Origin of the sequence: Candidatus Phyllobacterium onerii, from assembly GCF_028331445.1 — a bacterium.
GTDB classification, from domain to species: Bacteria; Pseudomonadota; Alphaproteobacteria; order Rhizobiales; family Rhizobiaceae; genus Phyllobacterium; species Phyllobacterium onerii.
On the sequence record NZ_JAQMHX010000005.1, the window covers coordinates 320,079 to 345,823 of the forward strand.

General features: G+C 58.0%; 21 protein-coding genes. 13 read left to right on the forward strand and 8 right to left on the reverse strand.

Annotated elements, in window-relative coordinates; translation table 11 throughout:
- From PHA01_RS14145 to PHA01_RS14155, 3 genes are read right to left on the reverse strand one after another with little or no spacing between them, the layout of a single operon-like run.
- Positions 1 to 1,164 carry an acyl-CoA dehydrogenase family protein gene (locus PHA01_RS14145; protein ID WP_271896497.1) on the reverse strand — a complete coding sequence of 388 codons (1,164 nt, stop codon included), beginning with the start codon at positions 1,162 to 1,164 and terminating at the stop codon, positions 1 to 3.
- 4 nt (positions 1,165 to 1,168) lie between these two features.
- Positions 1,169 to 2,233: a carnitine 3-dehydrogenase gene (locus PHA01_RS14150; RefSeq protein WP_262293396.1), complete on the reverse strand. Its 1,065-nt coding sequence runs from the start codon at positions 2,231 to 2,233 to the stop codon at positions 1,169 to 1,171.
- A gap of 6 nt (positions 2,234 to 2,239) precedes the next feature.
- Complete coding sequence (locus PHA01_RS14155) at positions 2,240 to 3,145, reverse strand: beta-keto acid cleavage family enzyme (RefSeq protein ID WP_271896498.1); 906 nt, start codon at positions 3,143 to 3,145, stop codon at positions 2,240 to 2,242.
- A gap of 79 nt (positions 3,146 to 3,224) precedes the next feature.
- Between PHA01_RS14155 and PHA01_RS14160 the strand changes: the two genes are divergently transcribed.
- Positions 3,225 to 4,205 (forward strand): GlxA family transcriptional regulator, encoded by a 981-nt coding sequence (locus PHA01_RS14160; protein ID WP_271896499.1) that lies wholly within the window; start codon positions 3,225 to 3,227, stop codon positions 4,203 to 4,205.
- Positions 4,206 to 4,289: 84 nt separating this feature from the next.
- Positions 4,290 to 4,781: a thioesterase family protein gene (locus PHA01_RS14165; RefSeq protein ID WP_271896500.1), complete on the forward strand. Its 492-nt coding sequence runs from the start codon at positions 4,290 to 4,292 to the stop codon at positions 4,779 to 4,781.
- Here PHA01_RS14165 and PHA01_RS14170 read toward each other — a convergent pair.
- The gene (locus PHA01_RS14170; RefSeq protein ID WP_271896501.1) at positions 4,768 to 5,676 is read right to left on the reverse strand and encodes a LysR substrate-binding domain-containing protein; all 909 of its coding nucleotides are present in this window, start codon (positions 5,674 to 5,676) and stop codon (positions 4,768 to 4,770) included. The two genes, PHA01_RS14165 and PHA01_RS14170, sit on opposite strands and share 14 nt — an antisense overlap.
- Positions 5,677 to 5,827: 151 nt before the next feature.
- On the opposite strand from PHA01_RS14170, the gene PHA01_RS14175 reads away from it, so the two are divergent.
- Genes PHA01_RS14175 through PHA01_RS14185 form a run of 3 tightly spaced genes read left to right on the forward strand, consistent with a single transcriptional unit; the run spans position 5,828 to position 11,980 of the window.
- Positions 5,828 to 7,060 (forward strand): aromatic ring-hydroxylating oxygenase subunit alpha, encoded by a 1,233-nt coding sequence (locus tag PHA01_RS14175; protein WP_271896502.1) that lies wholly within the window; start codon positions 5,828 to 5,830, stop codon positions 7,058 to 7,060.
- 31 nt (positions 7,061 to 7,091) lie between these two features.
- Positions 7,092 to 9,539 (forward strand): GcvT family protein, encoded by a 2,448-nt coding sequence (locus PHA01_RS14180; RefSeq protein ID WP_271896503.1) that lies wholly within the window; start codon positions 7,092 to 7,094, stop codon positions 9,537 to 9,539.
- Entirely contained in the window at positions 9,536 to 11,980 is a 2,445-nt protein-coding gene (locus PHA01_RS14185; protein WP_271896504.1) for a GcvT family protein, read from the forward strand. The genes PHA01_RS14180 and PHA01_RS14185 overlap by 4 nt, the downstream gene beginning before the upstream one ends.
- 255 nt (positions 11,981 to 12,235) lie before the next feature.
- Here PHA01_RS14185 and rocD read toward each other — a convergent pair whose 3' ends face one another.
- Both rocD and rocF read right to left on the reverse strand, forming a co-directional pair.
- Entirely contained in the window at positions 12,236 to 13,444 is a 1,209-nt protein-coding gene (gene rocD / locus PHA01_RS14190; protein WP_271896681.1) for an ornithine--oxo-acid transaminase, read from the reverse strand.
- 20 nt (positions 13,445 to 13,464) lie between these two features.
- On the reverse strand, positions 13,465 to 14,454 hold the full coding sequence (gene rocF / locus PHA01_RS14195; protein WP_271896505.1) for an arginase: 990 nt from the start codon (positions 14,452 to 14,454) through the stop codon (positions 13,465 to 13,467).
- 166 nt (positions 14,455 to 14,620) lie between these two features.
- On the opposite strand from rocF, the gene PHA01_RS14200 reads away from it, so the two are divergent.
- From PHA01_RS14200 to PHA01_RS14225, 6 genes are all read left to right on the forward strand, one after another.
- On the forward strand, positions 14,621 to 15,043 hold the full coding sequence (locus tag PHA01_RS14200) for an Lrp/AsnC family transcriptional regulator (protein WP_271896506.1): 423 nt from the start codon (positions 14,621 to 14,623) through the stop codon (positions 15,041 to 15,043).
- Between the two features lie 165 nt (positions 15,044 to 15,208).
- A complete protein-coding gene (gene pabB, locus PHA01_RS14205) occupies positions 15,209 to 16,609 on the forward strand; it encodes an aminodeoxychorismate synthase component I (protein ID WP_271896507.1) in 1,401 nt (466 codons plus the stop codon).
- Positions 16,606 to 17,196 (forward strand): anthranilate synthase component II, encoded by a 591-nt coding sequence (locus PHA01_RS14210; RefSeq protein ID WP_271896508.1) that lies wholly within the window; start codon positions 16,606 to 16,608, stop codon positions 17,194 to 17,196. The genes pabB and PHA01_RS14210 overlap by 4 nt, the downstream gene beginning before the upstream one ends.
- A 261-nt stretch (positions 17,197 to 17,457) precedes the next feature.
- Positions 17,458 to 18,903, forward strand: coding sequence for an aldehyde dehydrogenase family protein (locus PHA01_RS14215; protein WP_271896509.1), 1,446 nt, complete (start codon positions 17,458 to 17,460; stop codon positions 18,901 to 18,903).
- A gap of 49 nt (positions 18,904 to 18,952) precedes the next feature.
- A complete protein-coding gene (gene mgtE / locus PHA01_RS14220) occupies positions 18,953 to 20,362 on the forward strand; it encodes a magnesium transporter (protein WP_271896510.1) in 1,410 nt (469 codons plus the stop codon).
- A gap of 115 nt (positions 20,363 to 20,477) precedes the next feature.
- Positions 20,478 to 20,864 carry a MerR family transcriptional regulator gene (locus PHA01_RS14225; protein ID WP_112529338.1) on the forward strand — a complete coding sequence of 129 codons (387 nt, stop codon included), beginning with the start codon at positions 20,478 to 20,480 and terminating at the stop codon, positions 20,862 to 20,864.
- 3 nt (positions 20,865 to 20,867) lie between these two features.
- On the opposite strand, the gene PHA01_RS14230 is transcribed toward PHA01_RS14225, so the two are convergent.
- Positions 20,868 to 21,839 carry an acetyltransferase domain-containing protein gene (locus PHA01_RS14230; RefSeq protein ID WP_271896511.1) on the reverse strand — a complete coding sequence of 324 codons (972 nt, stop codon included), beginning with the start codon at positions 21,837 to 21,839 and terminating at the stop codon, positions 20,868 to 20,870.
- 339 nt (positions 21,840 to 22,178) lie between these two features.
- Between PHA01_RS14230 and PHA01_RS14235 the strand changes: the two genes are divergently transcribed.
- Entirely contained in the window at positions 22,179 to 23,378 is a 1,200-nt protein-coding gene (locus PHA01_RS14235; RefSeq protein ID WP_271896512.1) for an MFS transporter, read from the forward strand.
- On the opposite strand, the gene PHA01_RS14240 is transcribed toward PHA01_RS14235, so the two are convergent.
- Positions 23,373 to 24,092: a DUF599 domain-containing protein gene (locus PHA01_RS14240; protein ID WP_271896513.1), complete on the reverse strand. Its 720-nt coding sequence runs from the start codon at positions 24,090 to 24,092 to the stop codon at positions 23,373 to 23,375. The genes PHA01_RS14235 and PHA01_RS14240 overlap by 6 nt on opposite strands.
- Positions 24,093 to 24,312: 220 nt before the next feature.
- Here PHA01_RS14240 and PHA01_RS14245 point away from each other — a divergent pair, with 220 nt between their 5' ends.
- A complete protein-coding gene (locus PHA01_RS14245; RefSeq protein ID WP_271896514.1) occupies positions 24,313 to 25,713 on the forward strand; it encodes an L-serine ammonia-lyase in 1,401 nt (466 codons plus the stop codon).
- Positions 25,714 to 25,745: the final 32 nt, after the last annotated feature.

Below are 25,745 nucleotides of genomic sequence, written 5' to 3' on the forward strand. Positions count from 1 at the left end.
TTACGCGCCATGGGGGCGGAGCAGGGCACGCGAGATGATGTGCCGCTGGATTTCGGATGTTCCTTCCCAGATGCGCTCGACGCGTGCATCACGCCAGATGCGCTCGAGCGGCAGGTCATCCATCAAGCCCATGCCGCCATGGATCTGGATAGCCTCGTCGGCGACAAAGGCAAGCATTTCGGTGGCCTTGAGCTTGGCCATCGCCATGTCCTGATCCGTGACTGTGCCCTGGTCGAATTTCCAGCCAGCTTCGAAGGTGAGCAGGTCTGCAGCTTTCAATTCCGTCGCCATATCGGCGAGCTTGAACGATACGCCCTGGAACTTGCCGATCTGCTGGCCGAACTGCTGGCGCTGTGCTGCATATTCGATGGCGTGGCCAAGCGCCCGTTCGGCGCGGCCGAGACAGGTTGCTGCCACTTGCAGGCGGGTCGCGCCGAGCCAGGTATTGGCGACCTCGAAGCCCTTGTGGACTTCGCCGAGGATCTGTTCCTGCGGCAGGCGGCAATCGTCGAATTCGATGATGGCATTGGTATAGCCGCGGTGCGAAACGTTCCGATAGCCTTCGCGGATGGTCATGCCGGGATGACCCTTGTCGACGAAGAAGGCTGTGATTTTCTTTTTCTTGCCGCGCGGCGTGTCTTCTTCGCCGGATGCAACGAAGAGAATGACGAAATCCGCTTCGACGGCGTGGCTGATGAAGTGCTTGGTGCCGTTGACGACCCAGTCCCCGCCTTTCTCGACAGCGGTCGCCTTCATGCCGCGCAGGTCGGAACCGGCGCCCGGCTCGGTCATCGCGAGGCAATCCGACTTTTCACCGCGGATGCAGGGGAACAGGTACTTTTCCTTCTGCGCGTCGGTGCCGGCAAGCAGGATGTTGGAAGGACGTCCGACGCAGGTCCAGTGCAGCGCATAATTGGCGCGGCCAAGTTCCTTTTCGTAGAGCAGCCACGTCACGGTATCGAGACCGGCACCACCGACCTCCTCCGGCATGTTGGCGGCATAAAGTCCGGCTTCGATTGCTTTTTGCTTCAGTTCGTCGGCCAGTTCCTTGCGGAGGACGCCGGTACGCTCGACCTCTGCTTCGTGCGGATAGAGTTCGTTTTCGACAAAGGCGCGTGTCGTATCGACGATCAGCCTTTGCTCCTCCGAAAGACCGAAATCCATGGCGTTACCCCTTCTTTTTCTTGGGCTTGCTGGCGACCGCCTTGGTGGCTGCCTTGGAAACGGCAGGCTTCTGCGCGAGCTTCGACAGACGCTTGGTGTAGTCGTTGTGAAGTGCGCCTGCACCCCAGCCCTTGCCCTTGTTCTGCTTGGAAAGCGCTTCCATTATGGCCACGAGGTTATCGTCGCGGATGCGCTCGAGCTCGCGGATCGACAGGCCATGCGCCTGTTCATCCGACTGATTGGCGATCTTGTCGACCAGTTCCTCGTCAAGTTCCGGCACGTCCATCAGCTTGGTCCACGGCCAAGACAGGCATGGACCGAATTGCGCGATGAAGTGGCGCATGCCGGCTTCACCACCAGCAACGCGGTAGACCTGGAACATGCCCATCTGTGCCCAGCGAATGCCGAACGAATAGCGGATGATGTCGTCGAGTTCTTCGACCGTCGTGATGTCGTCCTTGATGAGCCACAGGGATTCGCGCCAGACGGCTTCGAGCAGGCGGTCGCCGACGAAGGCTTCGATTTCCTTGCGGATGACGACCGGCTTCATGCCGATCGAGGTGTAGAGTTCGCGTGCCTTTTCGACAGCCTCCGGCGAGGTCTGCTTGCCGCCGACGATCTCGACCAGGGGGAGGAGATAGACGGGATTGTAAGGGTGACCGACGACCAGCCGTTCAGGATGCTTCATCGCCGTCTGCATGTCCGACGGCAGGATGCCCGAAGTCGAAGAACCAACGATGGCATCGACCGCCGCATGTTTATCGATTTCTGCGAGCACCTTGTGCTTCAGGTCGAGCCGTTCCGGCACGCTTTCCTGAATGAAGTCGGCACCGGCAACGGCCTGTTCGATCGACTTGGCAAATGTCAGCTTGCCTTCCTTTGGCAAGCCGCCCGGCACCATGGTCTTGTAGGCGCGGCGTGAATTCTTCATCACTTCGCTGACCTTGCGCTCGGCCTCCGGATCCGGATCGAAGATCGACACGTCGATACCATTAAGAAGGAGACGCGCTACCCAGCCCGCACCGATAACTCCGCCGCCGATTGCCGCGGCCTTGCGAATACCTGCCATGATTTCTTACCAGCCCTTCGTCAATTTCATGCGTTCTCGGACTTCGTTCGGTCCGAGAATGCGAGCACCCATGCCTTCAGCAACCTTCACGGCGCGTTCCACCAACGGGCCATTGGTGGCAAGAACGCCCTTGTCGAGCCAGATATTGTCTTCAAGGCCGACGCGGATATTGCCGCCTGCGAGCATCGCCATCGCCGCATAGGGCATCTGGTTGCGGCCGATGGAGAAGGCCGAGAAGGTCCAGTTTGACGGGAGGTTGTTCGTCAGCGCGAGCAGCGTGTTGATGTCATCCGGTGCACCCCACGGAATACCCATGCAAAGCTGCACCATGACCGGATCTTCAAGCAATTTCTGATCGTAAAGCCACTTGGCCAGAAGCAGGTGTCCAGTATCGAAGATTTCGACCTCCGGCCGCACGCCAAGGGCCTTGATCTGCGCCGCCATGGCTTTGAGCATGGCAGGCGTATTGGTCATGACATAATCGCCTTCGCCGAAATTCATCGTGCCGCAATCGAGCGTGCAGAGTTCCGGGCGCAACTTTGCCACATGTTCAAGGCGTTCCGTCGCGCCGGCCATATCGGTGCCGTTGGCCGAAGGCGGCATTGGCTGCTCGACGCTGCCGAGCGTAAGATCACCGCCCATGCCTGCTGTGAGGTTGAGGACCATATCGACGCCTGACGCCTTGATGTACTCCACGACCTCGGCATAGAGCGCGACATCGCGCGAACCCTTGCCGGTCTTGGGGTCACGCACGTGAATATGCGCGATGGCTGCGCCAGCATTGGCTGCTGCGATACACTCATCGGCGATCTGGCGCGGGGTGACCGGAACCTTGTCGGAACGGCCTGTGGTATCGCCCGCACCGGTCACGGCGCAGGTGATGAATACTTCGCGGTTGGGGGTGAGTCCCATTGTAAAGCTCCCATGTTCTTGTTGGCCTGATCATGCCCCGATTGCCAAGCGATGCTTTGCAATATACGAATAGGAATTGATGAATAACGAAACATCGCCACTCTTTTTGCCAAGTTCCAAACCGCTGCAGGTGACCGTTGTGGTTTTCAGCGGTGCCTCGCTCATGTGCGTGGCTTCAACAATCGATCCAATGCGTGCTGCGAATAGGGTGTCAGGCGCAAACCTGTTCAACTGGCGAATTGTATCACTCGATGGCGAACCGACAATGACGACGTGTGGTCTGCCGATTGCCGTATCCGGTTCATTCGATGCATCAGAAAAAGGCGATATATTATTGGTGGTTGGTGGTTTCGGCACATCTGACATTGCACGCACGACTTTCACAGCCCATTTGCGCCGTGCAGTTCACAAATATCGGATGATCGGCGGCATCGAAGCTGGTTCCTGGCTGCTCGGGCGGGCAGGCCTGCTTTCAGGACGCAAGGCGACAACGCACTGGGAGGACATGGAGGAGTTTACGGCCGAGTTTCCAGATGCGGACATTCGGCCAGACCGCTACGTCATCGATGGGCCGGTTTTCACTAGCGGCGGGGCCTCGCCAACCTTCGATCTCATGTTGCATCTGATCCGCTCGCGCTACGGCATGTCTGTCGCGCTCGATGTGGCGAGTGTGTTCATCTATGACGGGACACATGCCTCGAACGATGCGCAGCCACTGGTTTCGCTGGGACGGCTCGACGACGTGCATCCAAAGCTCGCGGGCGCTATTCGCCTGATGGAGCGCCATATCGAACAGCCATTGACCATCGGCGCCATTGCCAAGCGCTCTGGCCTGAGCGCCCGAAGTCTTGAGAAGATCTTTGCCAAGGCTGTGGGCGAGGGGCCCGGCCGGTACTACCTTCGGCTGCGACTGAAAGTGGCGCGGCGCTTGATTACCGATACGAAATCGCCGCTGGCAGATATCGCCGCGCGCACGGGTTTTTCATCGGCATCGGCTTTCACCAGAACCTTCCGCAATTTCGAAGGCAAGCCGCCAAGTGCTTTCCGCCCTGTTCATTGAGCGTCGCTTTTGACAAAGCAGCGTTACGGACTTCGTGTTTCAAACCGCGATCGAATAGTTGCGCCATCCAATCAGGAGCCCAGAATGTCAGCCGAGAATTTGCCAGGTCAACTGTACCGGTCCGTGCCGATTGCCATGGAGAAGGAGTGGATCGACTATAATGGTCACCTGAACATGGCGTATTACAACGTGGTTTTCGACCGGGGCGGCGACGAGTTTCTTGCCGAATTGGGCTTCGGCCCGAAATATGCCGCCGAACGCAAGCTGACGATCTACACCGCCGAAGTGCATATCTGCTACGTGCAGGAAATTCATCTCGATCATATCGTGACGGTTACCAGCCAGTTGATCGATTTCGATGCCAAGCGTCTGCACACGTATAATGAGATCGTGCACAAGGATGGCTGGGTGGCGGCGACCGCCGAGGTGATGTCACTGCATGTGGATATGAACGGCCCAAAGGTCGTGCCGTTTCCCGACGATATTTTGGCGACGCTAGAGCGCTACAAGGAGGCTCATTCCCAGCTGCCAATACCTGCGCGGGTTGGCCGCTCGATCGGGATCAAGCGGAAGTAGTCCCGCCAAACTGTTCAACCAGCCAGCGCTCGAATTGGCGGATACGGGTTTCGCCGACGCGCTCCTTGCGGCAGATCATGTACCAGGCGCCGGGCTGCGGAACTTTCAGCGGGAACGGGGCGACAAGCCGCCCAGCCTGGATGTCGTCAGCCACCAGAAAGTCCGGTGCCACGGCGAGGCCCTGACCATCCAAAGCGGACTGCAGGGCGGCAAGATAGGTGTCGAACTTCAACGTTACGGCTTGCGCGGTATCGGCGATGCCTGCCGCCTCCAGCCATGTGCCCCAATCCTCGGGGGAGGTATAAAGCGCGAGGCGTGGCACCTTGGCCAGAGCTTGAGCTCCAACGTCGCCTTCGATGCGCGCGGCCACTTGCGGACTGCACACGGGTCGCATTTCCGCCTTGACCAACAGGCGGTAGTGCAGGTTCATCCGCTCCGGCCGGGTGGTATGGATGATGCCGATGTCGGAACTATCGATGTTGAGTTCCCAATCGAGCTGGCTCGTGCCGATGCGGATGGCGAGATTGGGATTGACCTTGCGGAAGTCCGTCAGGCGCGGGATCAGCCAGCGGATGGCGAAGGTCGCATAGGTCTCGAGCGCCAAATCGTCGGTCGTGCCGATCCGATTGATCAGCGCCGTACCGCGCGCAATTCGTTCGAAGGCATCACGCATATAGGGATAGTAGAGCGTGCCGGCGTCAGTCAGCGACACGCCGCGTGGCAGGCGTTCGAACAGCTTGACGCCGAGGATGGTTTCAAGTTCGGCGATACGGTGGCTGATGGCGGATTGGGTCACGCCAAGTTCCTCTCCAGCAAGCCGGAAGCTCAACAGCCGCGCTGACGCTTCAAACGCCCGCAACGAGCCGAGCGGCGGTATTCTGGGTTTGGACATCATGGCCTGGAAACCGCGTCGTTGGATGCTTGAGAATAATTCATGTCTTTATGAGTAACGATCGCTTGAATGCGGCGCAATGCGGAATCATTCTAAACTGCGGCGCCTCTTCAAAAACAACCGGCGTCCGGGAACAATCCTTTCGGAGAATGAGATGGGTGCAGAACAAGCCTTAGCGGAAATTGCGCCGTCTCTGGACAAGATCGATCAACTGATCGCCGGGCACAAAGCCGGTCACGGGCTTGTTCGTGCGTTCTATATGGGTCCTGACGTCTATGCGCGTGATATGGAACGGGTGTTCCGGCGTCATTGGCATTGTATTGGTCACGCCAGCATCATTCCCAATGCCGGAGATTTCGAGCTTTTCAAGATCGACAGCGAGGCGGTGATTGTTTCACGCACCGAAGACGGCGCGATCCATGCCTTTTTGAACGTTTGCCGCCATCGCGGTGCCGAGGTCTGCACCAAGCAAAAGGGCAATGCGCGCTTCTTCGTCTGTCCCTATCATGCCTGGACATACACCAATGATGGCAGTCTGCGCGCCGCGCGGCTAATGCCGAAGGATTTCGATCGGAGCGCCCATGGCTTGAAGAAGCTGCATGTGAGGGTGGCCGAGGGACTGATCTTCATCTGTTTTGCCGACGAACCACTGGATTTTTCCATTATCGAACAGTCGCTGCGTACAACTTGCGGGCAGTACGGCTGGGCGGATGCCAAGGTTGCGCACCGCGAGACCTATCCCGTTGATGCCAACTGGAAGCTTGCGGTCGAAAATTACGTGGAATGTTATCACTGTGGACCGGCCCACCCTGAGTACTCGCAAACGCATGCACTGGAGCAGCCAGCCGAGAAGATCGTTGAGCTGAATGCGCGCATGGAACAGCGCACCTGTGCGCTTGGCATCGACATTGCGACTGGCGATCACTGGCAGAGTTCGGCGCACGGCCAGGAAACGATTCATACGTTCCGCTATGCGCTCTACGACGGCGTTTCCAGCGGCAGCGAAGATGGTTCGCCTGTCGGGCCACTGATGGGGCGCTTCTCGGAGTTCGACGGCGGCGTTACCTCGATCCATCTTGGCGGCACGAGCTTCCTTGTGTGCTATCCGGACCACGGCATGATCTATCGGTTCATTCCGAAAAGCGTCGACACGTGTGAGATGGAACTGATCTGGCTGGTGCGCGGCGATGCTGAAGAAGGCAAGGACTACGACCTCAAAAAGCTGACCTGGCTGTGGAAGGTCACGACCGCCGAGGACAAAACGATCATCGAGCATACGGCGCGCGGCGTCCGTTCGCACTATTTCGTGCCGGGACCGATTGCGCCGATGGAATATAATGAACTGCGGTACATCCAGTGGTACCTCGATGAAATCGCACGGCCATAATTGAAAAGCATGAGACTACAGGGGACTGCTTATGTCTGATTTTCCAACGTCGGCGCGCGTCGTCATCATCGGTGGCGGGGCGGTCGGCGTTTCGTCGCTTTATCACCTCGCCAAAGCGGGGTGGACCGATTGCGTGCTGCTTGAAAAGAATGAGCTGACATCGGGATCGACATGGCATGCGGCGGGCAATGTGCCGACGTTTTCGGCCTCGTGGTCGGTGATGAACATGCAGCGCTATTCGGCGGAGCTCTATCGCGGGCTGGCCGCCGAAGTCGACTATCCCATGAACTACCATGTCACCGGATCGCTGCGGCTGGCGCATACCAAGGAGCGGATGCGGGAATTCCAGCGGGTGAAGAGCATGGGCCGCTATCAGGGCATGGATATCGATGTGCTGGGGGTCGATGAGATCAACGGGCGCTATCCGTTTATTGCGACGCATGAGCTCGAAGGCGCGCTCTACGATCCCAACGACGGCGATATCGATCCGGCGCAGTTGACGCAAGCTCTTGCCAAGGGCGCTCGCGATCTCGGCGCCAAGATCATCCGCTTTTGCCCTGTAACAGGTGCCAGGCGCGACAACGATGAGTGGGTCATCTCGACGCCTCAGGGCGAGATTCGCTGCGAATACGTGGTCAATGCTGCAGGATATCGCGCGCAGGAAATCGGCAAGATGTTCGGCCGCGACGTGCCGATGATGGTTATGAGCCATCAATACCTGCTGTTCGACGAAATCCCGGAGATTGCCGCCTGGTCGCGTGAACATGGCCAGAAATTGCCACTGCTGCGCGACGTGGATTCGTCCTATTATCTGCGGCAAGAAAAGAACGGCATGAATCTCGGCCCCTATGAGCGCAATTGCCGGGCGCATTGGGCGACTTCCGACGATCCGATGCCCGACGACTTCTCGTTCCAGCTTTTCCCCGACGATCTGGAGCGGCTCGAATGGTATCTGACCGATGCTATTGCACGCGTTCCGATCCTTGGCACGGCGGGCCTGTCGAAGATCATCAACGGTCCGATCCCTTACGCGCCGGATGGCAACCCGCTGATTGGCCCGATGCCGGGCGTTCCCAACGCTTTCGAGGCCTGTGTCTTTACATTCGGTATTGCGCAGGCCGGCGGAGCGGGCAAGGTCCTCGCCGAATGGGTGACGGAGGGCGCGACGGAGTGGGATATGTGGTCGTGCGATCCGCGCCGGTTCACCGCGTTCACCGATCCTGACTATTGCGTTGCCAAGGGTGTTGAAGTCTACGGTCACGAATACGCCATCCACTTCCCGCGCCACACATGGCCGGCGGGACGCAACAAGAAGCTTTCACCGATCCATGACCGCATCGCCAAGCTCGGTGCGCAGTTCGGGGCTTATAATGGCTGGGAACGTGCCAACTGGTATGCGCAACCGGGCGACGATACGTCCGAAGACTCCACACAGACATTCCTGCGCGACGGTCCGTGGCAGCAGCGTATTCGCGAAGAATGCCATGCGGTGCGCGATGCTGTCGGCGTTCTAGACTTGCCGGGTTTCTCACGCTTCAAAGTAAGCGGTGAGGGCGCGCGCGCATGGCTGGCGACGTTGATAACAGGCATCGTGCCGAAACCCGGACGTATCGGCCTTGGCTACTTTTCCGATGACAAGGGCCGCGTGGTCACTGAGATGTCGATTATGGCAATCGACGAGGACGTGTTCTTTCTGATCACCGCCGGTGTTGCCGAATGGCATGATCGTGACTGGCTGCTCAACCATTTGCCGAAAGGCAGTGCAATCAGCATCAGTAATGTGACGGAAGACTTCTCCTGCCAGATCGTGACCGGGCCGAAGGCGCGCGATCTGTTCCGCGATATCTGCGATGCCGATCTCGAAAAATCCTGGCTGTCGCATCAGACGACGCAGATTGCCGGGCGCTATTGCCAATTGGTACGGGTATCGTTTGCCGGTGAGCTCGGCTGGGAAGTCCACACCAAGGTGGCCGATACTGCCGCAATCTACGACGCGGTGTGGGAGGCGGGTCAGAAATACGGGATCAAGCCCTTTGGCATGTTCGCACTGGATTCGCTGCGTCTGGAAAAGGGTTACCGCGCGTGGAAGGGCGACCTGTCAACGGATTACACACCGCTGCAAAGCGGGCTCGAACGCTTCATCAAGTGGGAAAAGCCGGAATTCATTGGCAAGGCTGCACTCGAAAGCGAAAAGCAGCAGGGCGTGAAGAAGCGCTTCGTGACGCTGACTGTTGACGCCGGCGATTGCGACGCGCCTTACATGTCGACGCTCTGGCACGATGGCAATATCGTTGGAGAGACGACATCGGGCGGTTGGGGCCACCGCATCGACAAGTCCATCGCGCTCGGCATGCTGAAGACGGAACTCACTGAACCTGGCACCGAAGTCGAGGTGGAAATCTTCGGTGAGCGCTTCAGGGCGATAGTTCATCCTGACCAACCGCTATGGGATCCAAAGAACGAAAGAATTCGGGCATGAGTTCACTTCCCACGAAGGCCCGCGCCGTCATCATCGGTGGCGGCATTTCCGGCTGTTCCGTCGCCTATCATCTGGCCAAGCTCGGCTGGAGCGATATCGTTTTGCTCGAGCGCAAACAGCTGACCTCCGGCACGACATGGCATGCGGCGGGACTGATCGGCCAGTTGCGCGCCTCGCAGAACATGACGCGGCTCGCCAAGTATTCGGCGGACCTTTACGTCAAGCTCGAGGCAGAAACCGAGGTCGCCACCGGCATGCGTCAGGTTGGCTCGATCACCGTCGCGCTGACCGAGGAACGCAAGCACGAGATATACCGGCAGGCGTCGTTGGCGCGAGCATTCGATGTCGATGTGCGCGAGATTTCTCCGCGCGAAGTCAAGGAGATGTATCCGCATCTTAACATCGAGGATGTGGTTGGTGCGGTGCATTTGCCGCTCGATGGGCAGTGCGATCCGGCCAATATCGCCATGGCTCTTGCCAAGGGTGCGCGGCAGCGCGGCGCGAAGATCGTCGAGAACGTCAAGGTCACCGAAGTTCTCAAGAAAAATGGCCGTGTAACCGGCGTGACCTGGGCGCAAGGCGGAGATCACGGCACGATAGAGACCGATGTCGTGATCAACTGCGCGGGAATGTGGGCGCGCGATCTGGCGGGAACGTCGGGTGTGACCGTGCCACTGCATGCTTGCGAGCACTTCTATCTCGTCACCGAAGCCATCGAGGGGCTCGGGCGTCTGCCGGTGCTGCGCGTTCCCGATGAATGCGCCTACTACAAGGAGGATGCCGGCAAGATGATGCTCGGTGCTTTCGAACCGGTGGCCAAGCCATGGGGAATGAACGGTATTTCCGAGGATTTCTGTTTCGACCAGTTGCAGGAAGACTTCGAGCATTTCGAGCCGATCCTTGAAATGGGCGTCAACCGCATGCCGATGCTCGGTACTGCCGGTATCCATACATTCTTCAATGGTCCCGAAAGCTTCACCCCTGACGACCGGTACTATCTCGGCGAAGCGCCGGAGCTTGGCGGCTACTGGGTTGCAGCGGGGTATAATTCCATCGGCATCGTTTCCTCTGGCGGCGCCGGGATGGCGCTTGCGCAATGGATAAACGACGGCGAAGCCCCATTCGACCTGTGGGAGGTGGATATTCGACGGGCGCAGCCCTTCCAGAAGAACCGGCGCTACCTGAAGGAGCGCGTCTCGGAGACGCTCGGCCTGCTCTATGCCGATCATTTCCCGTACCGGCAAATGGCAACATCGCGCAATATCAGGCGCTCGCCCATTCACGAGCATCTGAAAGCGCGGGGAGCGGTGTTTGGCGAAGTTGCGGGATGGGAGCGCGCCAACTGGTTTGCCAAAGAGGGTCAGGAGCGCGAATACCGTTATTCGTGGAAGCGGCAGAACTGGTTTGAGAACCAGCGCGACGAACACCTCGCGGTTCGCAACAATGTCGGTCTGTTCGACATGACCTCATTTGGAAAAATCCGTATCGAGGGCCGTGATTCACTGGCATTCCTGCAGCGGCTTTGTGCCAATCAGCTCGATGTCGAGCCGGGCCGCATCGTCTATACTCAGATGCTCAACAATCGCGGCGGGATCGAGAGCGACCTGACTATTACGCGGCTCTCGGACACGGCGTTTTTTGCCGTGGTGCCCGGCGCGACGCTGCAACGTGACCTTGCCTGGATGCGCAAGCACCTCAAGGACGAGTTCGTGGTCGTCACAGACGTGACTGCGGCAGAGTCAGTGCTGTGTTTGATGGGCCCTAAATCGCGCGAGCTGATCCAGAAGGTCAGCCCGAGTGATTTCTCGAACGAAGGCAATCCGTTCGGAACGGCACGCGAGATCGAAATCGGTATGGGTTTGGCACGAGCACACCGCGTGACCTATGTCGGCGAGCTCGGCTGGGAACTTTATGTCTCGACGGATCAGACGGCACATGTTTTCGAGGCAATCGAAGAAGCCGGAAAGGACCTTGGCTTGAAACTGTGCGGACTGCACACGCTGGACTCGTGCCGTATCGAAAAAGCCTTCCGGCATTTCGGCCACGATATCACCGACGAGGACCATGTGCTGGAAGCGGGGCTCGGCTTTGCCGTGAAGGCGGACAAGGGCGATTTCATCGGTCGCGAGGGGGTGCTGAAGAAGAAGGACACAGGGCTTGATCGCCGTCTGGTGCAATTCCGCCTGAACGACCCCGAGCCGCTGCTGTTTCACAATGAGGCAATCGTCCGTGACGGCAAGATTGTGGGGACGATCACATCCGGCAATTACGGGCATTATCTCGGCGGCGCGATCGGACTCGGCTATGTCCCGAGCAGGGGCGAAAGCGCCGAACAGGTACTGGCTTCCGATTATGAGATCGAGATAGCCGGTGTGCGGGTGAAGGCCGAGGCCTCGCTGCGGCCGATGTACGATCCCAAGGCCGAGCGGGTGAGGGTGTAGGGGTGGCTACCGCCCTGCACCTCCCGTTCCGTCATCCTCGGGCTTGACCCGAGGACCCATGGCTGAGGAGCGCTGAGATCGACACTCACGCAAACGCATTCCAGCAATTCACGGGCTCAATGCGGGCTGCACTATCTGGATCAATTCGAGATTGTGAGTGCTGCTCTTCCTTCTTTGCCGTGGGTCCTCGGGTCAAGCCCGAGGATGACGGAGAGGGAGGTGCCACGGCGAATCACCATAACAACCAATCCCAGCTCAATTCATGCTGGTGAGCACCGCACTGAACTGTTCCAGCGCCCAATCGACCTGATCGCGCTTTATGACCAGCGGCGGAGCAATGCGGATCGTATCGCCATGGGTATCTTTGGCGAGAATGCCGCGCGCCTTGAGCTCGTAGCAGAAACGGTTGGCGCCGCCGGCTTCGGGGTGCAATTCGACCGCCAGCATCAGCCCGCGCCCGCGTACTTCGCGCACGATATTGCTGCGAATGCCTTTGAGCTCTTGCAGGAAATAGTCGCCTTCGATGCGCGAATTCTCGATCATGTCTTCTTCGGTAAGCACCCGCAGCGCCGCGCGGGCAATAGCGCAGGCGAGCGGATTTCCGCCAAAGGTGCTGCCGTGCTGTCCGGGCTTGAGTACGCCGAGAACATCACTGTTGGAAAGGACCGCCGAGACCGGGTAAAAACCACCGGAGAGCGCCTTGCCGATCAGCGTTACGTCTGCTTCGATGCCTTCGTGCGCTTCGGCAAGCAAAGCACCGGTGCGGCCAAGGCCAGTCTGGATTTCATCGAGGATAAGCGTGACGTTATTCTCGGTGCAGAGTTCGCGCACTTTGGTGAAATAGCCCTTCGGCGGAATGATCACACCGGCTTCGCCCTGGATCGGCTCGACAAGAAAGCCGACGGTGTTAGGGGTCAGTGCCGCGGCAAACGCGTCGATATCGCCGAAGGGCACGACCTTGAAACCCGGCGCAAACGGGCCGAAATTATCGCGGGCCGAAGGATCGGTACTGAAGCCGACGATACCCATGGTACGGCCATGGAAATTATCCGAACAGACGATGATTTCTGCGGCGTTTTCCGGAACGCCTTTGACCTCGTAACCCCATTTGCGCACGGCCTTTATGGCGGTTTCGACAGCTTCTGCGCCGCTGTTCATTGGCAGGATCTTGTGCGAGCCGGTGAGGGCGGCGAGTTCTTCGTAGAACAAGGCCAACTGGTCATTGCGGAAGGCGCGGGAGGTGAGCGTCAGCTTGCCAGCCTGTTCCGTCATGGCTTTCAGGATTTTGGGATGGCAATGGCCCTGGTTGACGGCCGAATAGGCTGAGAGGCAGTCAAGGTAGCGATTGCCGTCGATATCCCATACGTACACGCCTTCGCCGCGCTCCAGCACCACATCAAGCGGCTTGTAGTTATGCGCCCCAAGGCGGGATTCCGTCGAGATCAGATCAGCGGCTGTGTGCAGCAAAGTATCCTCCTATTGTGTCATACGTTCAGAGCGGCAGCGCTCTGTTCGGATAATGTCGGTTTGTCGAAAATCTGCCGGCCGAACAGGCTCGCAACGAGATCGACGAGGAGCAGGGCACTCTTGCCGCGCTCATCCAGGAATGGGTTGAGCTCAACCACGTCGAGCGAACCGACGACGCCGGAATCGTGCAGCATCTCCATGACGAGATGCGCTTCGCGGTAGGTCGCGCCGCCAGGAACGGTGGTTCCGACGCCCGGTGCAAAAGACGGATCGACGAAATCCACGTCAAAACTAACATGCAGGATGCCGTTGGCCTTCTGTACGCGCTCGATGATGCGGCGCAGCAGTTTGACAACGCCGAATTCATCGATCTGCCGCATGTCGATGACATCGATGCCGCGCTCACGCAGAAGCACGCGTTCAGTCTTGTCGATGGAGCGAATGCCGAAGAGATGCAGGTTTTCCGGTTTGACGAAACCATGCGGCTCATCACCGAAGACGCCTTCAAGGCCGGGTTCGCGGCAAAGGAGCGCCGCGGACATGCCGTGCATGTTGCCGGATGGTGAGGTGGCGGGCGTATTGAAATCGGAATGCGCGTCCAGCCAAAGCACGAACAATTCGCGGTTGTGCTCTTCGCAATAGCGCGCGATGCCGCCAATCGATCCCATAGACAGGCTGTGATCGCCGCCAAGAATTACCGGTAACGTGCCGTTTGTCATCGCGTCATAGGTCTCGACGGCCAGCATACGAGACCAGGCAGCGATTTTCTCGATGTAATGCGCAAGACCCTGGACGGGCGGAACAACAGGCAATACTTTCGGCAAGCGGAGATCACCGCGATCTTCCACCGGGTGGCCGAGGTCTTCGAGCATATGGATCAGCCCGGCAGTGCGCAGCGCTGCGGGGCCCATCAATGCGCCAAGCCTTCCGGCGCCTTCTTCGATCGGCGCGCCAATTACAGTCAGCTTCTGCTTATGCGTGTCCTCGAAATTGTTCTGCATGTTCATCAGCAACAACCACTTTCGCGTTTGAATGGTCTGAGATCTAACAAAGAATATCACGTTTCGGCCGTGATATTGGCACTTCGACGCGGTGACAAAAAGACAGCATCCTGATAGCAATGCGCATATTAATGTGCATTTTGATCAATCGACTTGATCAGATTGGAAAACAATGGACGATGTGGACCGCAAATTATTGTCTTTGCTGCGGGATGATTGCCGCATGCCGGTTTCTTCCATGGCAACGATTCTGGGTATTTCACGCGCAACGGTGCGCACGCGTATCGATAGGCTGACCACAAACGGTACGATCCAGAGCTTCACTGTCAACCTGAAGGCGGGGGCGGGCATTTATGGCGTCCGGGCCGTTGCCATGATTGAGGTGGCGGGGCAGGCCGCAGAAAAGGTTGTGCGGCGATTACAGGGCTTTCCGGAAATCCGCGCGCTGCATACTACGAACGGCCGCTGGGATATCGTTGCCGAAATCGAAGTCGAGACCCTCGAGGCTTTCGACAAGACGTTGCGCGACATTCGCCATATTGACGGAATCACCTCGACGGAGACAAGTATCCTTCTGTCGACGCGCAAGAGCTAGGATATACTGATATTCACGCCAGACGACCTGCAATGGCACTTTCCTGCGATGCGGTGCTCATGAACCCAAAAGTTCACTGCGCTCCGGTTCTCGAAAATCACCATTTTCGGCTCGTCTTGACGCGAATCTCAATATATCCGTGCCTAGCGGTTAAGGAGGAGTGGTTTGCACATTCGTGAGATTCCATGGCTGGAACCTGTCGAAGCCGCCGAGCGATTGCGGGCTCTCGGAGGACTGAGCTTTCTCGACAGTGCCATGCGTCACGACACCCTTGGACGCTATTCCTATGTGGCCGCCGATCCGTTTGGCAAACTCGTCGTCGAAAAGGGGGTGCCGAACTGGAATGGCACCGCCGTCGACCGACATCCGCTCGAGGCGATTTCGCACTATCTCGACCTTTATCGGCTCGACGATCAGCCCGGTCTTCCGCCATTTCAGGGCGGCGCAATCGGCTATTTTTCCTATGAATTCGGGAGATTGCTGGAGCGCTTGCCGCAGCCGGATGCGCCGGCGCAAGGCTTGATGCCGGATGCCGCCTGGTATTTTTACGATGTGGTGGTGGCGTTCGATCATCAGGCCGGAAAAGCCTGGCTTTTGTCATCGGGATTGCCGGAGGCGGACGAGGCGGCCCGGCAAAGGAAAAGTATCGAGCGTTCGGAATCGTTCCTGCGGCTTCTGCGAGAGGAGCCGAAGAAAGAAGCTTCGAATGTCGGGCAGCGGATAGCGCGGGCGTCCTGGCGATCGAATTTCGAGCGTGAGGCCTATATGCAGTCCGTTGCCAGGGTGGTGGAATATATCCTCGACGGCGATATCTTTCAGGCCAACATCGCGCAGCGATTTATCACCGATCTGCCGGAAGGCTTTGCAAAGTGGCAGTTCTATAGAGCACTGCGCCGGCGTAATGCCGCGACTTTTGCCGCCTATCTGGATCACGGCGATATCGTGATTGCGTCAAGCTCACCGGAGCGGTTTGTCGCGGTGCAAGGCGATCAGGTCGAGACGCGCCCGATCAAGGGTACGATGCCGCGGTCATCAGATCCTAACAGAGACAAAGAGTTGGCAGACATACTCCTCAAATCGGAGAAGGATCGCGCCGAAAACCTGATGATCGTCGATTTGATGCGCAACGACCTTTCCCGCGTTTGCCGTCCGCATTCCGTGCTGACACCCGTCCTTTGCGGGCTTGAGACCTATGCGAGCGTTCATCATCTGGTTTCCGCCGTCACGGGGCGGCTGATGGAGGGCAAATCCTTGATGGATCTGATCAGAGCGGCTTTCCCGGGCGGGTCAATCACAGGCGCGCCAAAGCTGCGGGCGATGGAGATCATCACCGAGATCGAGCGCGAGGCGCGGGGCGTCTATTGCGGCTCGATTGGTTTCATCGGCTTCAACGGCAATTTCGATGGCAATATCGGCATTCGCACCGTGCTGTTTCAGGGTGGACGGGCCGTGTTTCAGGCGGGCGGCGGTATTACAGCGCTATCCGATCCTGCTGCGGAATATCAGGAAACGCTGGACAAGGCAGCGCGCATCTTTGCCGTCTTCGATCAGGGTGATGCCCCATGATCCTGATCATCGACAATTACGACTCCTTCGTCTTCACCGTGGCACGCTACTTTGCTGAACTTGGCGTCGAAACGCAGGTGGTCCGCAATGACGCGATTACGGCGGCGGAAGTCGAGCAGCTCGCACCCGAAGCAATTGTCGTTTCGCCGGGGCCGTGCGGGCCGCGCGAAGCCGGGCAATCGATGGACATTATCGAGGCGTTGAGCGGACAGGTGCCAATTCTCGGCATCTGTCTCGGCCATCAGTGTATTGGCGAAGTCTTTGGCGGCAAGGTCGTGCGGGCGCAAGAACCGATGCATGGGCGAGCCTCGGCCATCAATCATGGCGGGACAGACATCTTCAAGGGGCTGCCGAGCCCGTTCCGCGCCGGCCGCTATCACTCGCTGATCGTGGAGTCCGTCAAGGATGGCAGCGATCTGTCGGTGACCGCGCGGTCCGATGCCGGCGAGATCATGGGGCTCACCCACATCAGTCACCCGACCTATGGTGTGCAGTTCCACCCTGAATCAGTACTGACGGAATATGGCCATGCCATGCTGGGTAATTTCCTGCGGCTTTCGCGCCGGTTCAAGAGATTTGCGCCATGACGGCGTGCAAATGGTGATTTTCTGCGATCCGGTTCTCATGAACCCAAAAGTTCACTGGGCTCCGGTTCTCGATAAGCCCATTTTCGACCCCTCCTGTAGCAAATCTCAATAAACTCCAAGGCGCCGCTATTTTTGCCTCTTTGTTCGATATTCCTGTTGGTCGCAACGTCAATCATCCGCTACACACTCAACTGAACCACGCCGTCACTTATCCGGCGCAGTGTCAAAATAATCCATAGAGCCACAGGCAGGAGACAGACCATGCTTCGCAAGACTGATTTCTATATCGATGGAAAGTGGATAGCGCCGGTAGTGGCGAAAGAGCTTGAGGTGATCAATCCGGCCGACGAGCAGGCATTTGCCGTGATCTCGCTGGGTTCTGCAGCAGATGTCGACAAAGCCGTATCCGCCGCGCGCAAGGCTTTCACCACATGGAGCGTCACCAGCCGCGAAGAACGCCTCGCATGGCTTGAGAGACTGCTTGTCGTTTATAAATCGCGCATCGCCGATATGGCCAAGGCGATCTCGTCCGAAATGGGCGCGCCGATCACAATGGCGTTGGATGAACAGGCTGCATCCGGGACCGGCCATATCAAGGCTTTCATCCGGTCACTCAAAGAGTTCGAGTTTGAGCGGCCGCTGAACGGTCACGACACGGTCCGGCTTGCCTATGAGCCGATCGGTGTCTGCGGCCTGATCACGCCTTGGAACTGGCCGATGAACCAGGTGGTTCTAAAGGTTGTCCCCGCGATTGCCGCAGGGTGTACCGTTATCCTCAAACCCTCCGAAATTGCTCCGATTTCATCGGTGATTTTCGCAGAGATGGTCGATGCCTCGGGTTTGCCAGCCGGTGTGTTCAATTTGGTCAATGGTGATGGCCCATCGGTTGGTGCCGCCATGTCAGCTCATCCCGGCATCGACATGATGTCGTTCACAGGTTCCACCCGCGCTGGTGTTGCGGTGACCAAGGCCGCGGCTGATACGGTCAAGCGCGTATCGCTGGAGCTCGGCGGCAAGTCGCCGAACATCGTGTTTGCAGATTCGGATGTTGAAGCTGCAGTCAAGCGCGGCGTCGAGCATGTGTTCAACAATACCGGACAGTCCTGCAATGCGCCAACGCGCATGCTGGTGGAGCGCTCGGTCTATAGCAAGGCGACCGAAATCGCTGCCGAGACCGCCAAGGCCACCAAAGTCGGCGATCCATCGCAGGACGGCGATCACATGGGCCCGCTCGTATCTGAGATGCAGTTCAACAAGGTGCAGGGACTGATCGAGCAGGGGATCAAGGAAGGCGCGCGGCTGATTGCCGGCGGTACCGGACGCCCTGAAGGCTTCAATCGCGGCTACTACGTCCGTCCGACGGTTTTTGCCGACGTCAACAATGACATGGTAATCGCCCGTGAAGAAATTTTCGGACCGGTATTGGCGATGATCCCCTTCGACACGGAGGAAGAAGCGGTAGAGATCGCCAATGACACGCCATATGGTCTCGCCGCATATATCCAGTCAGGCGATCGCGAGCGTATCAAGCGTGTGTCGAAGCAGTTGCGTGCTGGTATGGTGCGTATTAATGGTGCCGACCATGCGGCAGACGCTCCGTTCGGCGGCTACAAACAGTCGGGCATCGGGCGGGAAGGCGGTCACTTCGGGATCGAGGATTTTCTTGAAGTGAAGGCGATCAGCGGTTGGGAAGATAACGCTGCCTGAATCTTAACTGACGAGACGCCATATTTGTCAGGAAGGCAGGTGCGGATAGATGGAAACAGAAACTCTCCCGGAATCCGCACCTGAAGACGACGATGTCAACATCTATGGTGAGGATGGTGCTGTCCGCACCTCCTATCTGGCGCGTGTCGGCGCCGCCATCGCGGACCGGGATGTTCTGTTTCTAAGGTCGCATGTCGGCAAGCTGCACCAGTCGGAGCTTGGTCACGTCCTCGAGGCTCTGCAGCCAGATCAACGCAGAGCCCTCGTTGAACTTCTGGGCGACGAATTCGATTTTGCCGCCCTGACGGAAGTCGACGAGGCGGTTCGCCTTGAAATCGTCGATGCGATGCCGAACCGGCAGATCGCCGAAGGCGTTCAGGAACTCGATTCCGACGATGCGGTCTACATTCTCGAAGATCTCGAGCAGGAAGACCGCGACGAGATCCTGGCGCAGCTGCCGTTTACCGAACGGGTTCGCCTGCGCCGTTCGCTTGGCTACCCGGAGGAAACTGCCGGACGCCGCATGCAGACCGAGTTTGTCGCGGTGCCGCCATTCTGGACTGTCGGCCAGACCATCGATTACATGCGCGACAATGACGACTTGCCCGAGTCGTTCTCGCAGATATTCGTTATCGATCCGATGTTCCGGCTTCTGGGCGCCATCGACCTCGATCGCATCCTGCGTACCCGGCGCGACGTCAAGATCGACGAGATCACACACGAGACGCGGCATGCGATCCCGGCAACCATGGACCAGGAAGAAGCCGCACAAATCTTCGAGCAATACGATCTGTTGTCGGCGGCGGTGGTGGACGAAAACGACCGGCTTGTCGGTGTTCTGACCATCGAGAACATCGTGGACGTCATTCAGGAAGAGGCCGAGGAAGATATCTTGCGTCTGGGCGGCGTCGGCGACGAAGAACTGTCCGACTCCGTGCTATCCACGTCGCGCTCGCGCACGCCCTGGCTGGTCGTCAATCTGTTCACTGCTTTCCTCTCGGCATCCGTAATCGGATTGTTTGACGGCACCATCCAGCAGATGGTGGCTCTGGCTGTGCTTATGCCGATTGTGGCATCCATGGGCGGCAATGCAGGCACGCAGACGATGACCGTGACGGTCCGGGCGCTGGCGACGCGGGACATGGATATCTACAATGCTGGCCGCATCATCCGCCGCGAGGCTTCGGTGGGGCTTATCAATGGTGTTATTTTCGCGATCATGATCGGTGTTATCGCCGGTCTCTGGTTCGCAAATATCAATATTGGCGGTATCATTGCTGCGGCGATGGTCATCAACATGCTTGCAGCCGCACTTGGTGGTATTCTGATTCCGTTGTTGCTGCATCGTTTCGGTGCTGACCCGGCCATTGCGTCGGCGGTGTTCGTCACCACGGTGACTGATGTCGTTGGTTTTTCATCGTTTCTCGGCCTGGCAACCTGGTGGTTCGGCTTCAAATAACATCCGTTTGGTGAAATATGGACTAAAGTTTACAACCGAATACAATCGTGCAATTGACTTTTACGTAATTGCGTGAGCAAAAGATTCAATCGATACAACTGGGGCTGTGTCTGCAATGCGCGAATATTACACCATTACTGAACTGACGCGGGAGTTTGGCGTGTCGACGCGCACATTGCGGTTCTACGAGGATGAGGATCTAATTCATCCGGTCAGACGCGGACGGACGAGACTGTTCCGGCCGTCCGACCGGCATTTGCTCAAACAGATTCTCCGCGGCAAACGGCTCGGGTTCTCCATTGCCGAGATCCAAGAGATAATCCAGATGTACAAAGAGCCGCCCGGAGAAATGGGACAGCTGCATCTGATGATGAAGCGCGTCGAGGAAAAGCGTGCAGAGCTGCGCCAGAAGCGCCGCGACATCGAGGAAACCCTGGCTGAACTCGATCAGGTCGAGGAAGGCTGTATCGAGCGGCTGGCTGAGTTGGGCGTTAATACGTAAACATCACTGCGGCATGTTTTCCTGCGTGCAGATGCCGGCGATCTGCTGCATCTGCGGATCGTTTTGATCGCGCTTTCCCGCAAACATCTCATCGAAGATGCCCTGCGCTTCGGTTTGCCCGATGACGCAATTGCAGAACTTCTCACAGAAAGCCTTGTCGTTGTCGTTCTGGCAACTCTGCACACAGGCGTTGCCGAAGACCTCGCGTGGTGCTGGAACCGCCGGCGGGAACAGTTGTGAAACAAGAAAAACACAGGCGATGATCACTGGCTGGTGGATCAGGTAGAAGGCGAGGCTGTGCCTGCCGATGAAGCGCAGGCCGCGATCGAGCCAGGATGGAGCGATATTTCCGGCAAGCAATTTGAGCGCACCGAAATGTTGCATCGTCTTGGCGAGCGCCATCCCAACAAGAACTGCTCCGAACCATGGGAAGATCGGCACGTAATCATTTGATCTTATGATGATTTCCGAGAGGCCGAGCGGCCAGAATATTGGCGCGTCGAATGCCGGTGCGACGAAATAATGCGGAAGGGCAATGACCGCCGCTGCTGCCGCAGCAATAACCAGCGCAGGCAATCGCAAAAACAACAGCCCCAGAACGCTTGCCGCCGCTATTTCGTGCAGGATCCCGAAAAACACGAAGGTCTCCGGCGTGACGTACATCGTGACGAGCGTGATCGCCTGCGCGGCAGCGATGATCTGGACAAGGCGAATGCCGAACGAGCGCCAGCGAATGCCGCGACCATGCGCCAGCACAAGGCTGAAGCCGACTAGCGCGAGGAAGGTCGAGGCGATGACCCGGGCATAGAGTTTCCATGCGCCGTGACCGGTTGTTCCGGGTTCGAGATAGCCGAAAAACTCGAAATCCCAACCCGTGTGGTAGGTCGCCATGGCGATAAGGGCGATACCGCGCAACACGTCCAGCTTGCCGAGGCGCGTCTTGGAGGGGGCATTTACAGTCTCAGCTTTATTCATGTGCAGGGAACTCGATCAGGACCGTTGCGATTCGCGCTATGACGGCCTGCAAATGGCGTTTTTCTGCGCTTCCGGTGCTCACGTACCTTAATGTACGCTGCGCTCCGGTGCTCGAAAACCACCATTTTCGGCGCGTCACAATGCGAATCGCAACGGGTCCTAGTGCAGCAACCGGCGCAGGCTAGGCGACATGGCTGACAAAATCCAACGGAAGTTTTTCTCACATATTCAAAGGTTTCTGTGAAACGGACATATTATGTCGCTTGATTGACTGCTATCGCCCGTCGTGGAGCCGAAACTTGCGGCGACGCTCGAATCAATGCCCCCAAAGTCATCCCAGTGATCAATCAGGTTCGCCATCCTATCTGGATTACCACGGCCAAGCGCCCGACGGCGCGGGTCTTCGCGATCCTCTTTGGTATCGAATCAATGGCACGGGCGATCATCACCAGTGTCGTGCCGATCCAGACCTACGATCTCATGCAGAGCGAGCGCGGGGTCAGCATCCTCTACACCTGCATGTCATTGCTCGGGTTGATTTCGACGCTGTCGATCCCGCTGCTCATTGTCCGTATTCCGCGACGCTGGGTCTACACGGCCGGAACCGTATCCCTGATCCTCGGGTGCTTTGCCTTCGCGCTTGATACGCTGCCGGGGCAGGCGGCAGGGCTATTCCTGCGCACGTTCGGCTCAGGAACCTTGTCGATCACGCTGAGCCTCTACATCATGGATCACATCAAGAGGGGTGAACTGGTCCGCGCCGAGTCCGTGCGAATGGCGACGGCGACGTTTGCCTGGACTGCTGGTCCGTTTCTCGGTGTTTTCCTCTATACACAAGTCGGGATGGTCGCGCCGTTCCTGTTGTCGATAGGCTTCTCGCTGCTGCTGCTGACGCTGTTCTGGTATTTCCGTCTCAGCGACAATCCGGCGCTGCAGAAGGGCCCGAGCCGTCCGGCCAATCCTATCGCCAATGTGCGCCGCTTCGTTGTGCAGCCGAGATTGCGGCTGGCCTGGCTGATCGCCTTTTCGCGCTCGTGCTACTGGAGCACGTTTTTCGTCTATGGGCCGATCCTTATGGTGGCGACAGGGCAAGGCAATCTTGCCGGCGGTCTTCTGGTTTCGCTCGGCAATTTGTTTCTGCTCGGCTCTATCCTCTGGGGCAAGGTTGGCATGGCCAAGGGACTGATGCGGACGATTTCCGGTGTGTTCGTATTGCTGGCCGTGGCACTCATAGGAGCGGGCCTTGCCGGCGAAAGATTTCCCATGGTGGCTGCCATCATGCTGCTTTTTGGAGCGTTTTTCTGTGTGGCTATCGACACGCTTGGCTCAACGACGTTCATTCGCGCAGTCCATCCGCATGAGCGGGCGCAGATGACGGCGGTTTACCGGACTTATCTCGATTTTTCCGAGATATTGCCTGCGTTTTTCTACTCGATCATCCTGACGTTTTTCCATCTCGGCTCGATCTTCATCGCGCTTGCGATGCTGATGATATTCACGGCCGTGTTCGTCTGGCGCTATCTGCCGCGCGGCCTATAGGTCGGCGCTGACGCTGTTTTGCATCAGCACGTCCCGCGCCCTGGAAAAGAACTGGCGTCTCAGCAGCACAATGGCGACCAGCGTCGTTGTGATCATGAACAGCACGGGATGCAGAAACCATCCGAGATAGCCGATGGAAAAGAAAATACCGCGCAAGCCGCTGTTGAAATGCTGGCCGGCCTGGATGTTGATCCCCGCCGCACGATTGATTCCCGCAAGCACAACCGGATCGTCAGGGCCTTTGTCGCGCGCCATCGGAACGCTGCCGATCAAGATCGAACAATAGTTGAAAAGACGATATGACCAGGCGAATTTGAAGAATGCATAGGCAAAGAGAACGAGAAGCCCGAGGATTTTTGTCTCAAACAATTGCTGGGTGGTATTGCCCAGGAACGGCAGGTCGTGAAACAGCGTCAGAACGCGGCCGGATGAATTCAACAAGCCGAAACACCCGCCGATGGCCAGAATGGAGGTTGACGCAAAAAATCCGGTGCCCTGCTGCAAACCGATCATGATACTCGTGTCGATCATACGCAATTCGCGTGTCGCCATGGTCGCCATCCATTGCCGCCGCGCCTGGTTCATCTCGTAGGTCAGTGATTTTTTCCCTAAAAACCCGTTTGCGGTGGTATGGGAATAGAGCGCCCAGACGACGAAGAAATAAACCAGGGCGAATATGTCGAGCCAATAGGATGTGTTCGGGGCAGCTTCCATTGGATCTCTCTGTGGCGCAACAACTGATGAAATGCGAATGTACGTGAATCTGACCGGTTCGCAAATCTCGTGGATAGGCGTTTACAGGCTTTTTCTTTGACTTTTGCGCCTGCTGACCTATGTCGTATAAACGCAAGGTGAAGTCGGTTGCGGGCTGCGGCAAATGTCGCCAGCAGGCCATTATGCGACGCAGGTGATTTCACCAATTCAAAGGCGCTAAATGTTTCTGTCGGTTTTCGATCTGTATAAAATCGGCATCGGTCCGTCGAGTTCCCATACGATGGGCCCGATGACTGCTGGCAGCCTGTTTCTTGAGGAACTCAAGAGCGGGCAATGGCCGCGGCCGACGGGCGTCAAGGTCGATCGTTTGCGCGTGCATCTGCATGGTTCGCTGGCTTTTACCGGCATCGGCCACGCGACCGATCGGGCTGTCATTCTCGGGTTGTGCGGCCTGTTGCCGGCGACCGTTGATCCAAACGAGATGGACGCACTGCTTGAGACCGTGAAACAGACCAAGCGCATTTCGCCCGAAGGCCATCCGTCCTATCGCTTCGATCCGGCGACCGATCTCATCATGGATCGGCGGACGCCGCTTCCAGGTCACGCCAACGGCATGGCATTTGAAGCCTATGACGTCGATGACCGGCTGCTCTTGCGCCGGATTTTCTATTCGGTTGGCGGCGGTTTCGTCGTGACCGAAGAAGAGCTGGAGGCTGCGAAAACCCGCACAGCGCCGAAGCCGGAACATCCGGTACCGTTCCCATTCAAGAATGCCGCTCAGATGATGAGCATGGCGAAGGAAAGCGGCCTTTCCATTGCTGAAATGAAACGCAGCAACGAAGAAGTCTTCATGAGCCGCGATGAGCTGAACGCGGGTCTCGACCGGATCTGGGCTGCGATGCGCTCCTGTATCGATCGCGGCCTGGAGCAAGAGGGCATCATGCCGGGCGGCCTCAAGGTCAAGCGGCGCGCACGCTATCTGCACGATCGCTTGCAGGAAGAGTGGCGGCAAAACCGCATCAATCCGCTGCTCGCCAATGACTGGCTCTCTGTCTATGCGATGGCGGTCAATGAGGAGAACGCAGCGGGCGGGCGCGTCGTGACGGCGCCAACCAATGGCGCTGCTGGTGTCGTTCCTGCGGTGCTGCGCTACTATCTGCATTTCCACGACGATGCCGACGAAAACGGCATCCGCGATTTCCTGCTGACCTCGGCGGCTATCGGCGGGGTGATCAAGACCAACGCTTCGATCTCCGGTGCGGAAGTCGGTTGTCAGGGCGAAGTGGGTTCCGCTTCCGCTATGGCTGCCGCCGGGCTTGCCGCAGTGCTTGGCGGTTCGCCTGAACAGATCGAAAATGCCGCTGAAATCGCACTGGAGCATCATCTCGGCATGACCTGCGATCCAGTTGCTGGTCTTGTGCAGGTGCCCTGCATCGAGCGCAATGCGCTTGGTGCGGTGAAGGCGGTTACAGCAGCTTCGCTGGCGGTCAAGGGCGATGGCACGCATTTCGTGCCGCTGGATGCTTGCATCGAAACGATGCGGCAGACCGGCGTCGACATGAATGAACGTTACAAGGAAACCAGTCTTGGCGGGTTGGCCGTCAATGTCGTCGAGTGTTAAAAGACCTTTGCCAATCCACCCTGTTGGTCATC